We start from the raw sequence: 16,143 nt of genomic DNA on the forward strand, positions 1-16,143 counted from the left end.
AGAACTCGGTGAGTTCGCTAGGTACTTGCTAGTCTCTTCCCCAAGCATGGGGGGCACCCCCATCTCAAAATACCTGATGCAAGTCGCTTTCGGGAACGCACCGCCCTGAAAGTCGTAGCATTCTCGCTTTATCGGAATTCTCAGAAATGAGTAAAACATACTTAAAAAGCGGTTTAACAACTTTTATGACTACTTAGATGTCATTTTTAAGACATTAAACCCATCAATAAAAGTTTTCGATCCACAAGCGTAGTTGTTTGATAGACTTTGTACGAAATATGTCTTTCCCATTTTGCTCGCCTTCATACGGTCATATGCTCAAAACGGGATTAACTAGTTGTCAACTATTCGCTTGCAAGCCTGATTTCGCAAGCCCCAAAATTCAAAGTATGTCGCAAATGTCATGAAAATTTTCAATTACCCTTACATTTTTATATATACTAAATTTTTGTATGAATTAGAATTAGGTATGACATCCGTGACATTTTATTTAACTAGCGAACCAATGCCTTTATAATGATACGGTCTTTGTCCATCTTTAATGGCTTTTGGCCTGACTTGAGTAAATCCCAAATCTACCATCTGGTTTTTGAAACGAGTGGCGCTCAATGCCTTGAGATTTTCTTCTAAGCAAAAGACCACATAATGGTCGTATACTTTAGCGCACTCAACTGAAGAGGAAACTTCTTTGTCCAACCGCTCTTCAACAAAACGTTTCACATGATAGTTTGCGTTGATCCATTGATCTTTTACATCTTTCATTGAAGGGCTCTCATATGTTCCAGTTTGATTCATAACTGCCGCAAAAGCTCGTATACATTCATATGAAAAATAAGGAATTTCTTGATAGATTTTCTTCAAGTCATGCTGTGACTTGAAATCTTCATCGATCGTCTTTGAGAAATGAACAACTCTCAAGCGGCGTCTGAATCCCTCGCTGTGATCATTGAAAGCTGGTAGGTTATTCGCGCTGAAAATCAGTTTGGCATGGTTGATAAACTGAAAGGAGTCCTTGCCTTTAAATTCCGCACTTAGAAAATCCCCGCCCGTTAAACTTTTGATTAGACTAGTAGACTGTATAAAGTCCGATGACACGTCAGCCATTAAGTTCGCGGATTTTTGATAAAGTGCTGAAGACGAAAATCGATCATTTGAGTTCCCGAGCTTCTCAAGAGGGATGGCGCTTACATTTTCTGGGCCTAAAATATTTTTTATGAGATTGGTCATCGTTGATTTACCATTTCCACCACTCGCTGTGAATATAGTGAACTCATTGAAAATGTCGTGGCCTCGGTAGAAGCAGTACCCTATCAACTGCTTTAGATAAAGAGTCGTTTCAGGATCAGTTAAATCGGCAAGCCATGCATTCGTGGCTTGAGCAGGTCTATCAGAAATATCTAAATCATAGGGATGTAAGATACCAATAAAATCCTCTTCGTGATGTTCTCTCAAAGTATCTGTGCGAATATCATAAGTCCCATTTGTGAAACTAACTAAAAATGGGTCAGAATCATCGAGCGGATTTGTAAATAGACTTTCATCATAGATAGCAGACCAAATATAGTGGCGAGTTGCATTAGCTATATTTTGAGTCCATGAATCAATTCCATTCAACTCATTTTGTACCAATTTGTCAATATATGACTTCAAGTCAGCTCGCCGAGTCCATACCCCTGCTTTAGTGTAGAACATCCCATGCTCTAATGAAGGACATCGCATCATGGGATTTGATTCAATAATTTTCTCACCGAGTTTAGCAGGATCGACATAAATTTTCCCATTTTCATTGATGGAATACCAGAGATCAACCTTAACTTCATTACCGAACCACTGGGTGATTGTATAAGGTAGTTCTACTATTGCGCCATTCTCTTTACGCAGCCGCTCAACATTAGCTTCTTGCCAACTTAGATTAGAACCCGCCAGTAATTTCACGAGATAAACGGCAGTTTCTTGAGAAATTTCGCCAGTATAACTTGCTTTCGCAATAACTAGATGACAATTTAGATAGAATGGATAAGTTTCCATGTAAGCTTGATTGCGATTTACGTACTCGCTCACCAAAACCACTGCTTCTTGAAAATCCAGTTTCTTAATAGGCGCCGCACCTTCTTTTTTTGTGTTTTTTGTGGTAAAAGTTCTTCTGATAAACGATTCATCAAAGTATTAACTTTTAAGTAGGCGCTTTCATTTACAACCATCGTTTGCGAGTTATTCCACTCGGTCTTAACGGGTAATCCGACTAGCTGACTAAAAGCCATCCCTGCTGTGTCTACATCGTAAGGAAAGTTTTCTTCTAAGAATTTTAAAATCTTTCTATTTTCTCCCTCTGAAAGACTTCGATCAGTGAAAATAATAACTCGACATCGGGGTTCCTCAATACTTGAAGAGATGGTAGGGTAGATAATATAAGCCGGATTACCCAATGAGCTTTTAATAAATTCTTTAACGATAGTTACGACCTCATCATACGAGTCCCCATTTGTAAAGTCGATATCTATTGTTATGGTTAATCGATTCTCAACATTTTCTCTCTTTCTCTCAGGTCTAATCATCTCGCAAGGTAAGAGGTAGGGAGCATCTTGTCGCTTAAAATTCTTTAGTTCATCTTTAGACCCTTCAAACTTTACACCCTTATAATTTTTAAGAAAATCAAACAAGCTTGTTGCCTGTTCTGAACTTAGGCTATTCGTAGCAAGTCCATTCTGTAAAAAAACATCTAAATAAAACACTTCCTTTATATATTTTAATATGTAAACGATTTCGATAACAAAAAATCGTTTGTTCTAACAAAAAGAATAATACCATCTTTTTCTGAAAGACTCAACGGTATTTTTGAAAACATTTTCATTTTTCATGAAAATCTAATTTTGGCTAAACAAAAAGATCAACCTCACTAATCAGTTGATCTTACATATATCTATTCGCTCTTCACACGCATTGCATTATTGAGTTGGTATTTGGTGGGGGTTGCTCTTCGATGATCTTCATGATACCAAGAATCCCCATTTTTATAGATTCTATATTCATTCGAATGAAGCACCTGACTAACGATATATTTAACGTATATTTTCCCAAATGAGTCATCAAGATAATACTCGACAACTTCACGACCCTGCTCAAAAGCCTCTTCTATATCGAATTCGAGGTCTTTTGCAGAATCACGATGATCACCAGTAGCAACAACAATAGTCTTACCATTTACTAAATCTACCTCTAAACGATTATGTGTGATGATTACCCAATCGCCATCTTTGAGAGGTTCGGGTTCAACGTAAAATTCTTGCCGTTTTAGTAAAATATCCTTTGAAATGAACTGATATACTTCCGCGGGTTCTTTACTGAATTCTATATCCAGCTCGTTTATCAAACATTCTAAATCATCACTGTTAGTAGTTCTATTTATTCTAATCATTGCGCTCTCAATCATGTCTTTATGCCTTCCAAGTAATTTCATAAACTATCCCTCATTTCTCTGTAATTTTGTCCTTTTTTCTAGCGTATCATATAATTTACAACAATATTTTCATAACGAACGTTCTATATCATTAATCGCATATCATCTCAAAAATATTTACTAAACTCTCCACGCTTTTTCGCCTGTTCTTCAAGGTTCTTCCCATAAATAGAGACATACCTCTGAGTAGTTACCACCGAACTATGCCCCATAAGCGATGCAAGACTAAATGCATCCATCCCAGCGAGCACAGCAAACTTAGCATACGTTCTACGCAAAGCATGAGGGGTTATATCTTTTTCTATCCCACAGGCTTCCTTAGCGTATTTTATAGCATCTTGAAACGTCCTTCGTTTCAGTTGAGTACCTTCGTTGTTTACAAACAGATAGGGTGTAGGTAAAGAACCTCTAATTTCTAAATATAAGTCTAACGTCTGATGCATTTCTTTTGAAATGAAAACAACCCTCTGCCTTAACCCTTTAGCCTCTACAACGTGTATAACAGTTCCTCTAAGGTCTTCTAGCTGTATTCCGATTACTTCACCAATCCTCAGCCCAGTTTCAAGTATAAGCTGAAACATCACTAAGTCTCTGAATCCTGCAAAAGATCGCCTCATTTTGAACCAATCCGCCATTTGCTTTATTTCTTTTTCTTCCAGAGTATCTTTAATCTTTATTGGTTCTCTCAAAGATTTCACTTGCTTCATTGGATGATCTTTTCTGTATTTACTCTCGAATAAAAATTTGTAGTATGTCCGCATAACTCTAAGCCTACCATTAATCGTAGCAGGCGTTATAGGGTCGTCCTGCCAAAAAAGTATCAAGCTTTCTATTTCATCCGTTCTCAAGTCAGCTAGAGGCGTTTCTAGCCCCATCCTCGCCATATCCCTGTCTAGGATATGGAAAACATCGTAATAACGTTTTATCGTAGATGCCTTCACGTTAATAAGCTTCTTGCTATTGACAAACTCTTTAATCAAATCATCACTATTTGCCTTCTGCACACCAGCCGAATAAAGTTTGTGTAATTGTTCGTCTGTTAATTTCCCTTTTCGTCCCATATAGAACCCTCTTTCTGCTTAATCCATCGCACTAATCATTTCACTAGCCTATTCACTAGCCACAACCTTTTTTTAGGGCAGTAAAAAAACAGCCCTATTTAGAGTAAACAAACTCTAAAAAAGACTGTGGAAAGCTGATTATATCAACGTTTATAAAGCAAAAAGAATGCGGCCGAGAAGACTCGAACTTCCACGGTATTGCTACCACTAGCGCCTGAAGCTAGCGCGTCTGCCAATTCCGCCACGACCGCAAAAATAACTACTTTTCTATTCTAGCACAAAAAGAAAAAAATGGTGAAATAATCGTATAGCTTATACTAAAAAGAAACGGGGATGCTCTCACCCCGTCACTTTAATCATGATTTAAAAAGCTAGCTACCTTAGTGGCAATCAAATCGATCGCTACATGGTTCTCGCCGCCTTCCGGCACGATGATATCTGCATAACGCTTCGTCGGTTCGATAAACTGGTGGTACATCGGTTTTACTACCGTCAAATATTGGTCAATGATTGATTCCAAAGTACGACCGCGTTCATTCATATCACGTTTAATCCGGCGAATGATACGCGTATCATCATCAGTGTCTACATAGATTTTGATATCCATCAAATCACGCAAGCGTTGATCTTCCAAAATCAAGATGCCTTCCAAGATGATAACTTCTTTCGGCTCTTGTACATAAATTTCTTCACTGCGTGTATGAGCTACATAGTCATAGATCGGAACTTCTACTGATTGATAGTTAACCAAATCCTTTAGATGTTCAATCAATAAATCCGTATCAAACGCAAAAGGATGGTCGTAATTCGTTTCTAATCGTTCTTCAAAGCTGATATTGCTTTGATCCTTATAGTAAGAATCGTGTTCCAGCATCATGATCGAATGATCAGGAAACCGATTATAGATCGCGCGGCTGACACTCGTTTTTCCACTTCCTGAACCGCCCGTTACACCAATAATGATCGGCTTGTTTTTCATGCAAATAAAACCTCTTTCGTTTTTCATTAGTCCTATTATAGCGAAACACTGTCAAATTGCTATAAAAAACTTATAATTCTTCTAAAATATGATAGAGGTCGGTTAATTCTTTAATCTGATATGTCGGTTTGATCTCATTGGCTTCTTTTTCTTGCGGGTTCATCCAGATCGTATCGATACCAGCTATCTGCCCACCTTTGATGTCAGAAGTCAGTGAATCTCCAATAATCACTGTTTTCTCTTTATCCAAACGCGGGATTTCTGCAAAAACGATATCAAAAAATTCCTTCATCGGTTTATGGACACCCATTTCTTCGGAAATGAAGAATTTTTTGAAATAGGGCGCTAAGCCTGATTTTGTCAATCGTTGATGCTGGGTTGCGGACACTCCATTAGTCACTACATACAGATCATTCTTTTGGCTTAGATTTTCGACGACTTCTAAGCTGTTTGAAATCAACTGATGCCCTTGATTCAAATAGTGACGATAGCGTGCTTCTGTTTTTGGCCCGTCTACCTCTTGTTCATATTGTTCAAAAAACAAGCGGAAGCGATTATCTAACAATTCTTGACGCGAAAGCAGGCCAGCTTCGTGATCACGCCAGAAACCCTGGTTCATTTTTTTGTAATTATTTTTTACTGATAAAGAAGGCTCTACCCCCATGTCTTGAAATAACCAGCTCAAGGCTTGTTCTTCTGCTGCTTTAAAATCTAGCAGAGTATCGTCAATATCAAATAAAATCGTCTCGTATCCCATCTTCAAACCTTCTATCTAAAATATGATTTTAATCGTTGGAGTTCAGCAAGCGTCGCCGACCGATACTCACCTTCTGCTAAATCCTCCGGCAATTCTAACGGTCCCATCGTGAGACGCGTCAACCGCGTTACTTTTTTACCGCAAGTCAAAAACATTTTTTTGACTTGATGGAATTTTCCTTCTTTGATCGTTAACAAAACTTCTGAGTATTTCGGCTCAGAGCTTACAATTTTTAGCTGGGCAGGCTGACAGCGAACCCCTCCGTGGAAAACGATTCCTTTTGCAAAAGCAGTGACATCCTCATCTGTAACCCGTTCGTTGACTGTCACACGATAAGTCTTTGAAACCTTAGAACCCGGCTGCAAAAGATCGTAACCTAATTGTCCATTATCAGTCAATAACAACAAACCCGTTGTATCACGATCTAAACGACCCACCGGATACAAATCTGCCGGACGTTCACCAGCTGCTATCAAATCGGTTGCAGTCTGAAATTTTCTATCTTTTTTCGCTGTTACGACCCCGTTTGGTTTATTCAATAAGTAATACACATGATTCGTCTGCAATTTCTGCTCTTCCACTCGAATATCATGTAACTGGCTATCGACATTACGCTGTGGATTCAACTCGACTACACCATCAACGAAAACTTTCTTCATCAGAAATAAACGTTTCATCTCTTTTCGCGTTGTCTTCAAATTTTGTTCAATCACTTTGTCTAGCCGCATCATGAAACTCCTTTAAAATCTGTCGGACTCATTATACCCAATTTCAAAAAAAAGACAAAACCCTCAAGCTCCGTCTCTATCCTTTTATTCACCTTTGGAAGTAAAGACAACATCATCAAGGCTGGTCATTGATGCAAATTTACTATCATAAAGTCTGATCGCCATTCGGAATTCTTGTTCATGATATAGTTTTTCTATACGACTCTTTTCCATTTTAATAGATTATTAACTCTTGGTAGGATGGTACTACCCAGAACGTTTTTAACGGATAGTTTGTTCCCATCCAAATAGAAGCCGGCGTTTATACTTGCATTTTGATTAGATAAGTCCTAGAATTTAATTATACGAGTCAGAGATTCGTATGATTAAGTGAATCGACACTCCGGTGTCAAAGGTTTCTCATACACAGCGTTATGACCTGGTAGAGAAAGTTGAACGTAGACTTTTTTTGGACAGTTGTGTAGACGACTGTCTTTTTGCGTTTTTTCGCAAAGCCATTGTGCTGAGAATAACCCGTCACTTAAATAAAATCTGTCTGAAAACCACAGGCAGTCACATTTTAAGGAGGAATTTGGTTATGGCAGTATCATTGAAAGTAGAAGAAAGAGCAACACGTCCCCGTTCCATTCGCAACAAATTACGTCACGAAGGAAAAGTTCCAGCAGTCGTTAATGGGTATCAGGTTGAAAGCACACCTATCTCAATCGACGAACGTGAATTTTCAGCATTATTGCGTGAAAATGGAGCGAATACCGTTTTTGCTATCGAAATCGGCGGTAAGAAAGTAAACACGTTATTGCGTGATACACAGATGGATACCTTTACTCATCGTTTGACGCACATTGAATTATTATCTGTAAACATGTCTGAAGAAACAGAAGCTGAAACAGAAATCAACTTAGTTGGTGAATCTGCTGGTGTGAAAGCTGGTGGTGTATTAACTCAAACACTTTATACAGCAACCGTTTCTGCAACACCTGAAAAATTGCCAGAAGGTATTGATGTTGATATCTCTGGATTAGAAATCGGTCAGTCAATCTCAGTCGGTGATCTTCCTAAAAACGATGATTATTCAATCGTTACTGATGCTGAAGAACAAATCGTCGCTGTCCAAGAAGCACAAGAACTTCCTGAAGAAGACGAAGTTGCTGAAGGCGCAGAACCAGAAGTGATTGGCGAATCAACAGAAGAATAAGAATTTAACGAGGAGTGCCGCATTTTGCGACACTTCTTTTTCTACTTTTATAAAGACCATCCCGACTTTAAATTCATAGATTTTTTACTTTTTCTTAGATAACAAGCGCTAAGAGTGGTTTTTTCTGTAAAAAAGAATTACAATTAGTCACTACAAAGCTTACTTGTACTTTAAGTAAGTGATTCCAACTAAAGGAGGAAAAATCTATGTTTGAAACATTTGATTCGAAAAAAAGTCGTTATGCCTCTGTCGGTGTGGTGTCCAGCTTGCCAGGCGAGCTGATTGATAGTATCTGGTATATCATTGACCTAGACTTAAAGGGATTGGTCCCATTAGACAATATCTTAAGTTTTGATTTGATCAATAATGATGGTCGTGTCACGATGCACTTCTCTCAAGAAGGTAGCGAAGTTGAAATGGGGATCGATTTGCCATTCGGATTTTCTTACGATTTTCCGCAAGAAGTCTACGCTTATGATGATGGAAATCGTCAAACCATTTTATTACCAAATGAGATTCGTCAACGCTAATCCCAAACTCACGAGACAACCTTTCTTAAGGGTTGTCTTTTTTTCTTAACTTTTTGTCCAAGACACTTGCTTTCAGAAAATATTGTGGTAATATCAATCAGAAAATTTTATTAGAAAGCAGGAAAAAGATGAAAGAACTGACTCGAGGAAATCCGGCAAAGCTGATTATTTTATTCGCCTTGCCTTTGTTTGTAGGAAATGTTTTTCAGCAATTTTACAGTATGGTTGATATGGTAGTCGTTGGTCAGACATTAGGAAAAGATGCTCTGGCAGCTGTTGGGGCTACCAGCAGTGTCAGCTTTTTAATTATTGGTTTTGCACAGGGGTTAACTTCTGGGCTTTCGATTATTACTGCTCAGCGCTTTGGTGCCAAAGATGCTCAAGGTGTACGAAAAAGTTTCGCCACTTCGATTATCATCAGCCTTGGTGTCACGATTGTCTTAACGGCTTTGAGCTTGTTGTTCTTACGTCCGTTACTATTGCTTATGCAGACGCCTCCGGAATTATTAGATCAAGCACAAGAATTCATCTCGATTCTTTTAGGCGGGATTTTCGCTTCGATGGCTTTTAATCTTTTATCCAACATGGTCCGAGCGCTAGGCGATAGCCGTACTCCACTATTCTTTCTAGCTTTTGCTGTGGTAATTAATGTGGTCTTAGATCTAGTCTTTATCATTTATTTTCATATGGGGGTTGCTGGCGCGGGATTTGCAACAGTCATCGCTCAAGTTGCTGCAAGTTTGATGTGTGTTTGGTTTATCCGGAAAAAAATTCCTTTATTGCAGATCAGCCGCAAGCATTTTTCTTTGGATAAAGAGGATTTACGCGTTCATTTGAACTCGGCATTGCCTATTGGTTTTCAATCATCAATCATCGCCATCGGTGCTGTGATTTTACAGTCGGCATTGAATACCTTAGGAACAGATGTCGTTGCCGCCCAGACCACCGCAAGCCGAATTGATCAGTTGGCGATTTTACCAATGATGTCGTTTGGGATCACAATGGCGACCTTTACTGCCCAGAATTTCGGCGCAAAAGAATACGGTCGAATCTTGCTTGGCGTGAAGCAATGTTTGATGATGAGTGGTGCCTTCAGTATTTTTGTAGGACTTTTAGTAATTACATGCGGTCATTATTTCGTAGCTCTTTTTGTAAATCCTAGTGAAGTACAAGTGTTTCAATTAACTCAAACGTATTTTGTGATTAACGGTTCTTTGTATTGGGTTCTAGCGATATTATTTATCCTTCGCTATACCCTGCAGGGATTAGGGCAAGCAAAAATCCCGACGATCGCCGGGATTATGGAACTCGTTATGCGCTCATTCGCTGCTATCATTTTGACTCATGCCTTTGGCTTTGCTGGAGCGGCTTTTGCCTCACCTCTGGCATGGATGGGATCAACAGCAGTCTTACTGACTTCATATTTCAAAGCCATGCGTCACTTAAAAAAATTAGATCAGGAGCAACAAGTACAATTGGAATTAAAGAGTGAGGCCTAGGCCTCACTCTTTTGCTAACTGATAGTACACATCAAACATATCCTGTGAAAATCCTGAAGTAAATTCTCTAGTTGTATCAACGATCTGATTGCATCTGGAAAAATAGAGGTGAAAATAAATCTGCGAATCATCCTCTAGTATCCGTGCAACCGCTGAAGCATAATTCGTAATCATCATTTCTTTGATCGTTTCATCTGATTCGCCAAAAATACCTACAAAATCCAATCCACATTCAACAAAATAGAGCTCTACATCAATCAGCGCTCGCTGATTTTGACAAGTTCTGCGAAATTTCCGCAATAACTCTTTCGCCTTTACTAAAGTACGATCAACCTCTCCATGCGGAAAAAAGGCTTTTTCCAATTTTTGGTTTGTAGCTTGCGCTAGCTGCATTCCGTAATCATCACCTAAAAATCGTGTATCTACGATTTGTTGAGCAACTTCTGAGTGTTTATACAGCTCACAAATTAAATTCCTCAATTGTTCTTCATCCGCTTCACCCAGCTTTTCTCGTAATCCCGAAATTGTCATCTCCATTTCGCAACCCTCACCTTCGCTGTTTTTTAATCTTAATTTAACTTATTTCCAATAAAAAAGAAAGAGCTTTTGGCATTTCTTTCCGCCAAAAACTCCTTCAATGAATAAATTATTTGGTAAAGGCTGGATAAAATTATCCTCTTCGCTCTTTAAGCCATGTTTTCCTTGTTTCGCCAACGATCAATGGAACCGTCTCATAAGTCACTTCACTGTATTCGATTCCGAACCAACGTTCCGGAGTTACAGTATGATGCTTGATCGCAAGGCGTGCCTGCATGACTTGCCGATCCCATTTGTCCAACTTCGTCATATTCGATAACACTTCTTGGATCATCACAAAACGGAAATCACCAACCTGTCGCCCAGGTGTTAACGAATAGTGCTGCGGTTGTTTTGGCAATCGTCCCTGTTTCATTAAATCATGGATGATTTGTCGCAAATAAACATTTACGTCTTGAGAGATTCGGAATCCCAGATAAAGTTTTACTTTTACAATAAAGTCCGTGCCCATCATATCAATGCTATATTCTTCAGTGTAGGGTTCATCGGTTACTTCCACATTCACAAACCAATAAACTTTTGCCCGTTTCAAACGCTTATCCAAAATCGAATAAATAAATTGTTGCGGGATTGCGTCTCCATCTAAACGCGGAACCAAGAAAACGACATTGGTTTGATAATAAGGAATCTTGTCATCGTCGTGCAGCTCTTGCAATTGCGGCAGATAATCTTTGAAATTCACATCTTGACTTGTATTTTCCTGCACTCGATTACTGCGATACCAAATATACATGACACTTAAGATTAAGAGTGCCATCGCCACCGCAACAAAGCCGCCGTGGAAAAATTTCGTAACACTCGAAATAAAGAAGAAGCCTTCCAACGTTCCAAAGAAAACGAGCATAAGAGCAGCTAAAAATCGCGATGTCCCATTTTGCAATAGATAATGATACAAAAGGAACGTCGTCATCAACATCGTTACGGTAATCGACAGCCCGTAAGCCGCTTCCATATGGCTAGACGTGCGGAAGGTCAAAACGATCAATGAACATGCTGCCCATAAAATCATATTGATTGCCGGAATATACATTTGCCCGATGCTTTTCCCAGGGTAGATAATCCGCATTCTTGGCAGCAATTTTAGTTTGATCGCCTCTGAAACTAACGTAAACGAACCGGAAATCAATGCCTGTGATGCAATCACCGCAGCGATCGTCGCAAACACCACACCGAAAATCATCCAGCCCTCAGGTAAAATCTGGAAGAAAGGATTCAAGTTTTCGATCCCTTCGATCGAAGCATTTCCTTTAACATGTAAGATCCATGCAGCTTGACCTGCATAATTCAACATTAAGCAAAGCAGTACATATGGCCAACTGATATGGATATTTTTCTTTCCTACATGCCCCATGTCAGAATACAGGGCTTCTGCACCAGTCGTCGCTAGGAAAATACTGCCTAAGATAAAGATCCCCATCTTGTTATCTGGATTAAATAATAAATGAATCGCGTAATAAGGATTCAAGGCTCTGATCACACTGAAATCATAAGGAATATTCAGTAGACCCATCAATCCTAAAAATGTGAACCATAAAAACATGATCGGACCAAAAGCCTTACCGACAAAATCCGTTCCAAAGCGTTGAATTAAAAATAAAAATAGCAGAATCACTAGAGTTATCATCACAATGACGTTTTGATTGTTGCCAAATTTTTGATAAAAATCTGGAATTCCTCTTAGCCCTTCAATTGCGGTCGTGACTGTTACCGCTGGCGTAAGCACTCCATCGGCCAGCAGGGCGGCTCCGCCGATCATCGCTGGTACGATCAAATATTTTCCACCTTTACGGACCAACGTATATAAAGAGAAGATCCCTCCCTCACCGTGATTATCAGCCCTTAATGCAATCAATACATATTTGACTGTCGTTAAAAGCATAACGGTCCAAAAAACCAACGAGACTGCGCCAAGCACAAAATCTTGAGTAACGGTACTCAGTCCGCCGTTTTCTTCTAAAATGGCCTTCATTACATACAACGGGCTTGTTCCGATATCGCCATAAACAACGCCCATTGCAATCAACAGCCCTGCTGCTGAAAGCTTTTTAGTATGATCTTTTTTCTTTTCCATCTCGCACACTCCTGTTACAGCATCTGCTGAATCGGTATTGATTATTTATTTAAAAAGTTTTAGGCAGCTTCATTTAATAAGCCATTTTCGTACACATACGATTTCTCTAATCGCGCTGAGACGCGAAGAGAAACTCGCAAAAAAGACCTAAACAACAGTTTTCACTATTGTTTAGGTCTGGCAAATTATCTCTTAGACCAGCGCTGCGCACTAGTTGTTGATCTAAAAGCATAGAGACTGCTCTATGTCGCTACTCCCCTAAAACTTACTCGTATTATCTAGTTTACGGAGAGAATTGTCAAAGAATACCCTCACGGATCAACTATTTTTCTTCTTTTTTGCTTTCTTCATCTTTCAACATTGCTTTACGAGAAGCATTCACACGACCTTGACGATCGATTTCTGTTACTTTAACTAGAACTTCATCGCCTAATTTTAAGATGTCTTCAACTTTGTTGACACGTTCTTTAGCAAGCTGTGAAATGTGGACCAAAGCATCTTTGCCCTTGATCAAATTCACGAAAGCACCAAATTTTTCAATACGAACGACTTTACCTAAGTAAACTTCGCCGACTTTGACTTCTTTAGTCAATTCTTCGATGATCTTGATCGCTTTCTTGATCAAATCTGCATCAGATGAAGCGATGCTGACGTTACCTTCTTGATCAATGTCGATCTTCACGCCAGTCTCTTCAATGATCCCGTTGATTGTGTCGCCGCCTTTACCGATGACTGTTTTGATCTTATCTGGATCGATTTGAATCATTTCAATCTTCGGTGCATATGGGCTTAATTCTTCACGTGGTGCAGCGATTGTGTCCGTTAAGACTTCTAAGATTTCCATCCGCGCTTGTTTCGCTTGCGTCAACGCTTCAGAAAGGATTTGTTCAGTGATTCCTTGAATCTTGATATCCATTTGCAAAGCAGTGATTCCGTCTTTTGTTCCGGCAACCTTAAAGTCCATGTCGCCAAGGTGATCTTCCAAGCCTTGGATATCCGTTAAGATAGTGTAATTTTCACCATCAGATACAAGACCCATAGCAATCCCGGCAACTGGTGCTTTGATTGGTACACCAGCATCCATCAATGCCAACGTACCAGCACAGATACTTGCTTGCGAAGAAGATCCATTTGATTCCAATACTTCCGCAACTAAACGAATTGTATAAGGGAAGTCTTCTTCACTTGGGATGATTTGTGCTAGTGCACGTTCACCCAATGCTCCATGTCCAATTTCACGACGACCTGGAGAACCAGCGCGTCCTGTAGAACCAACCGAGAATTGCGGGAAGTTGTAATGATGGATGAATCGTTTGCTTTCAACTGATCCTAATCCATCAATAATTTGATGTTCCCCTAAAGGTGCTAACGTACAAGCTGATAATGCTTGCGTTTGTCCTCGTGTAAACAGACCTGAACCGTGAACACGTGGTAGGACACCAGTTTCAGCATCTAACGGACGGATCTCGTCTAATTTACGACCATCAGGACGAATTTTATCAATTGTAATCAATTCGCGAACCACGTCTTTTTCAAGATCTTCGGCGATTTGTTTTACTTCTTTCGTTAGTTGCGCTTCCTCTTCATGATCCGCAAACTTTTCAGCGTAGACTTCTTTGACTGTTTCTTTGACTTTTTCGATCTCGTCTTCACGAGCCAATTTATCCATCGTCATTACGGCTGTTTTCATTGTTTCGTAGTAGCCGTCGAAGATTTCTTTTTTCAAGTCTGCATCCACTTGTAATAAAGAAACTTCCATTTTTTCTTTGCCGACGGCAGCAACAATCTCAGATTGGAAAGCAACCATTTCTTTGATTGCGTCGAAACCGAATAATAACGCGCCCAACATATCTTCTTCTGAAACTTCTTTTGCCCCAGATTCAACCATGTTGATGGCTTGTTTTGTACCGGCAACTGTTAAGTCAATGTCTGAAGCTTCATGTTGTTCCACTGTTGGGTTCAACACGTATTCTCCGTTTACACGACCTACATCAACACCTGCGATTGGTCCATCAAATGGAATATCGGAAATTGCTAACGCTAATGAAGAACCAAACATTGCTGCCATTGCTGGTGAGCAATCTTGTTCCACACTCATGACGAAGTTCGTTACTTGAACTTCATTACGGAAGCCTTCAGCAAACATTGGACGAATTGGGCGGTCAATCAAGCGAGCTGTAAGAGTCGCTTCTGTACTTGGACGGCCTTCACGTTTAATGAAGCCACCAGGGATTTTCCCTACCGCATACATTTTTTCTTCATAATTGATGGTTAATGGGAAAAAGTCGGTATCTTTTGCTTCTTTTGAGGCAACTGCTGCACTCAATACAACAGTATCGCCATAACGAACTAAAACTGCGCCATTGGCTTGTTTCGCAAGCTGACCGATTTCAACTTGCAGAGGGCGTCCGCCCCAAGTGGTTTTAAAAACTTGTTTTTCTGACATAACTTCTCCTTTTCCCTTTGACCAGTGCGACGCTACTAAACAAATGGAAACAGCGAAATACTTCGCTTCTTGCATTTGGTTAGTAGAGTGACAACACGCTAATCAAAGGTCTTTTATTTTTCCGAGAAAACCTCGGTGTAAGATTAACTTAGAAACCTATGCAAATTCACTAGTTAAAAAGCTAACCCTTTTTTAGATTTACACTACAATGCAGTAGCTAGCTCATTTTTAGTGAAATCATTTTTCTAGTTACACTAAAGCGTAAAGAAAAACTGGCAACTAGCAAAAAAGTGAGATTCCTAGGAACCTCACTTTCAATAGTAGTACGAATTAACGACGTAGTCCTAGACGTTGGATTAATTCACGGTAACGTTGTACTTCGTTCTTACGTAGGTAAGCTAACAAGTTACGACGATGACCAACTTTTTTCATTAGACCGCGGTATGAATGGTGGTCTTTTTTGTGGACACGTGCATGCTCATTTAGTTGATTGATTTCTTCCGTCAATACAGCGATTTGTACTTCTGGAGAACCAGTATCTCCTTCATGGCGAGCAAATTCATTGATGATTTCGTTCTTACGTTCTTTTGATAATGCCATGGTTTTCACCTCTTCCTTTTTTCTTCCTATGACTGAGTAAAGCGTTGGTGAATCGCCCAACCAAGTGATAGGTGGTGCGCTCTGCACACTCTAACACTTTACTCGATTTATACTAAAAAATCAAGCTGTACAGCAATTTAAAGCTGACTTTTAGAATCATTACAATTTTTTTAAAGAACCGCATGAATGAAAACAGTTTTTTTACCTTACTTACTTTTTGTGT

14 protein-coding genes and 1 tRNA gene are annotated in these 16,143 nt (G+C 39.5%); 3 read left to right on the top strand and 12 right to left on the bottom strand.

The window, feature by feature from the left end; genetic code table 11:
* Positions 1-486 precede the first annotated feature (486 nt).
* From AC4J95_RS00780 to AC4J95_RS00815, 8 genes are all read right to left on the bottom strand, one after another.
* Positions 487-2,061: a DNA primase family protein gene (locus AC4J95_RS00780; RefSeq protein WP_494548210.1), complete on the bottom strand. Its 1,575-nt coding sequence runs from the start codon at positions 2,059-2,061 to the stop codon at positions 487-489.
* Entirely contained in the window at positions 2,058-2,732 is a 675-nt protein-coding gene (locus AC4J95_RS00785) for a hypothetical protein (protein WP_494548211.1), read from the bottom strand. The genes AC4J95_RS00780 and AC4J95_RS00785 overlap by 4 nt, the downstream gene beginning before the upstream one ends.
* 188 nt (positions 2,733-2,920) lie before the next feature.
* Positions 2,921-3,457 carry a hypothetical protein gene (locus AC4J95_RS00790; protein ID WP_494548212.1) on the bottom strand — a complete coding sequence of 179 codons (537 nt, stop codon included), beginning with the start codon at positions 3,455-3,457 and terminating at the stop codon, positions 2,921-2,923.
* 107 nt (positions 3,458-3,564) lie between these two features.
* On the bottom strand, positions 3,565-4,518 hold the full coding sequence (locus AC4J95_RS00795) for a tyrosine-type recombinase/integrase (protein ID WP_494548213.1): 954 nt from the start codon (positions 4,516-4,518) through the stop codon (positions 3,565-3,567).
* A gap of 167 nt (positions 4,519-4,685) precedes the next feature.
* Positions 4,686-4,769: transfer RNA gene (locus AC4J95_RS00800), tRNA-Leu, on the bottom strand.
* A 101-nt stretch (positions 4,770-4,870) separates the two neighbouring features.
* The gene (gene udk / locus AC4J95_RS00805; protein ID WP_494548214.1) at positions 4,871-5,497 is read right to left on the bottom strand and encodes a uridine kinase; all 627 of its coding nucleotides are present in this window, start codon (positions 5,495-5,497) and stop codon (positions 4,871-4,873) included.
* Between the two features lie 70 nt (positions 5,498-5,567).
* Positions 5,568-6,254: a YjjG family noncanonical pyrimidine nucleotidase gene (locus tag AC4J95_RS00810; RefSeq protein ID WP_494548215.1), complete on the bottom strand. Its 687-nt coding sequence runs from the start codon at positions 6,252-6,254 to the stop codon at positions 5,568-5,570.
* 11 nt (positions 6,255-6,265) lie between these two features.
* Positions 6,266-6,982: a 16S rRNA pseudouridine(516) synthase gene (locus AC4J95_RS00815; RefSeq protein ID WP_494548216.1), complete on the bottom strand. Its 717-nt coding sequence runs from the start codon at positions 6,980-6,982 to the stop codon at positions 6,266-6,268.
* A 577-nt stretch (positions 6,983-7,559) separates the two neighbouring features.
* Between AC4J95_RS00815 and AC4J95_RS00820 the strand changes: the two genes are divergently transcribed.
* The 3 genes from AC4J95_RS00820 (at position 7,560) to AC4J95_RS00830 (ending at position 10,206) form a co-directional block, all read left to right on the top strand.
* Complete coding sequence (locus AC4J95_RS00820; protein WP_494548217.1) at positions 7,560-8,177, top strand: 50S ribosomal protein L25/general stress protein Ctc; 618 nt, start codon at positions 7,560-7,562, stop codon at positions 8,175-8,177.
* 206 nt (positions 8,178-8,383) lie between these two features.
* The gene (locus AC4J95_RS00825; RefSeq protein ID WP_316401986.1) at positions 8,384-8,707 is read left to right on the top strand and encodes a DUF960 domain-containing protein; all 324 of its coding nucleotides are present in this window, start codon (positions 8,384-8,386) and stop codon (positions 8,705-8,707) included.
* A gap of 128 nt (positions 8,708-8,835) precedes the next feature.
* Entirely contained in the window at positions 8,836-10,206 is a 1,371-nt protein-coding gene (locus AC4J95_RS00830) for an MATE family efflux transporter (RefSeq protein WP_494548218.1), read from the top strand.
* 3 nt (positions 10,207-10,209) lie between these two features.
* On the opposite strand, the gene AC4J95_RS00835 is transcribed toward AC4J95_RS00830, so the two are convergent.
* The 4 genes from AC4J95_RS00835 to rpsO form a co-directional block, all read right to left on the bottom strand.
* The gene (locus tag AC4J95_RS00835) at positions 10,210-10,743 is read right to left on the bottom strand and encodes a hypothetical protein (protein WP_316401988.1); all 534 of its coding nucleotides are present in this window, start codon (positions 10,741-10,743) and stop codon (positions 10,210-10,212) included.
* Positions 10,744-10,876: 133 nt separating this feature from the next.
* The gene (locus tag AC4J95_RS00840; RefSeq protein WP_494548219.1) at positions 10,877-12,874 is read right to left on the bottom strand and encodes a KUP/HAK/KT family potassium transporter; all 1,998 of its coding nucleotides are present in this window, start codon (positions 12,872-12,874) and stop codon (positions 10,877-10,879) included.
* A gap of 322 nt (positions 12,875-13,196) precedes the next feature.
* Positions 13,197-15,320, bottom strand: coding sequence for a polyribonucleotide nucleotidyltransferase (gene pnp, locus AC4J95_RS00845; RefSeq protein WP_494548220.1), 2,124 nt, complete (start codon positions 15,318-15,320; stop codon positions 13,197-13,199).
* Between the two features lie 330 nt (positions 15,321-15,650).
* A complete protein-coding gene (gene rpsO, locus AC4J95_RS00850; RefSeq protein WP_088934178.1) occupies positions 15,651-15,920 on the bottom strand; it encodes a 30S ribosomal protein S15 in 270 nt (89 codons plus the stop codon).
* Positions 15,921-16,143 lie beyond the last annotated feature (223 nt).

The organism is Enterococcus sp. GPZ-007 (genome assembly GCF_059374735.1).

What these genes read in the sequence shown, in the direction of transcription:
- AC4J95_RS00790 (WP_494548212.1), bottom strand. Translation starts at nt 3,457, where the DNA reads ATGAAATTACTTGGAAGGCATAAAGACATGATTGAGAGCGCAATGATT.
- AC4J95_RS00795 (WP_494548213.1), bottom strand. Translation starts at nt 4,518, where the DNA reads ATGGGACGAAAAGGGAAATTAACAGACGAACAATTACACAAACTTTAT.
- udk (WP_494548214.1), bottom strand. Translation starts at nt 5,497, where the DNA reads ATGAAAAACAAGCCGATCATTATTGGTGTAACGGGCGGTTCAGGAAGT.
- AC4J95_RS00810 (WP_494548215.1), bottom strand. Translation starts at nt 6,254, where the DNA reads ATGGGATACGAGACGATTTTATTTGATATTGACGATACTCTGCTAGAT.
- AC4J95_RS00815 (WP_494548216.1), bottom strand. Translation starts at nt 6,982, where the DNA reads ATGCGGCTAGACAAAGTGATTGAACAAAATTTGAAGACAACGCGAAAA.
- AC4J95_RS00820 (WP_494548217.1), top strand. Translation starts at nt 7,560, where the DNA reads ATGGCAGTATCATTGAAAGTAGAAGAAAGAGCAACACGTCCCCGTTCC.
- AC4J95_RS00825 (WP_316401986.1), top strand. Translation starts at nt 8,384, where the DNA reads ATGTTTGAAACATTTGATTCGAAAAAAAGTCGTTATGCCTCTGTCGGT.
- AC4J95_RS00830 (WP_494548218.1), top strand. Translation starts at nt 8,836, where the DNA reads ATGAAAGAACTGACTCGAGGAAATCCGGCAAAGCTGATTATTTTATTC.
- AC4J95_RS00835 (WP_316401988.1), bottom strand. Translation starts at nt 10,743, where the DNA reads ATGGAGATGACAATTTCGGGATTACGAGAAAAGCTGGGTGAAGCGGAT.
- AC4J95_RS00840 (WP_494548219.1), bottom strand. Translation starts at nt 12,874, where the DNA reads ATGGAAAAGAAAAAAGATCATACTAAAAAGCTTTCAGCAGCAGGGCTG.
- pnp (WP_494548220.1), bottom strand. Translation starts at nt 15,320, where the DNA reads ATGTCAGAAAAACAAGTTTTTAAAACCACTTGGGGCGGACGCCCTCTG.
- rpsO (WP_088934178.1), bottom strand. Translation starts at nt 15,920, where the DNA reads ATGGCATTATCAAAAGAACGTAAGAACGAAATCATCAATGAATTTGCT.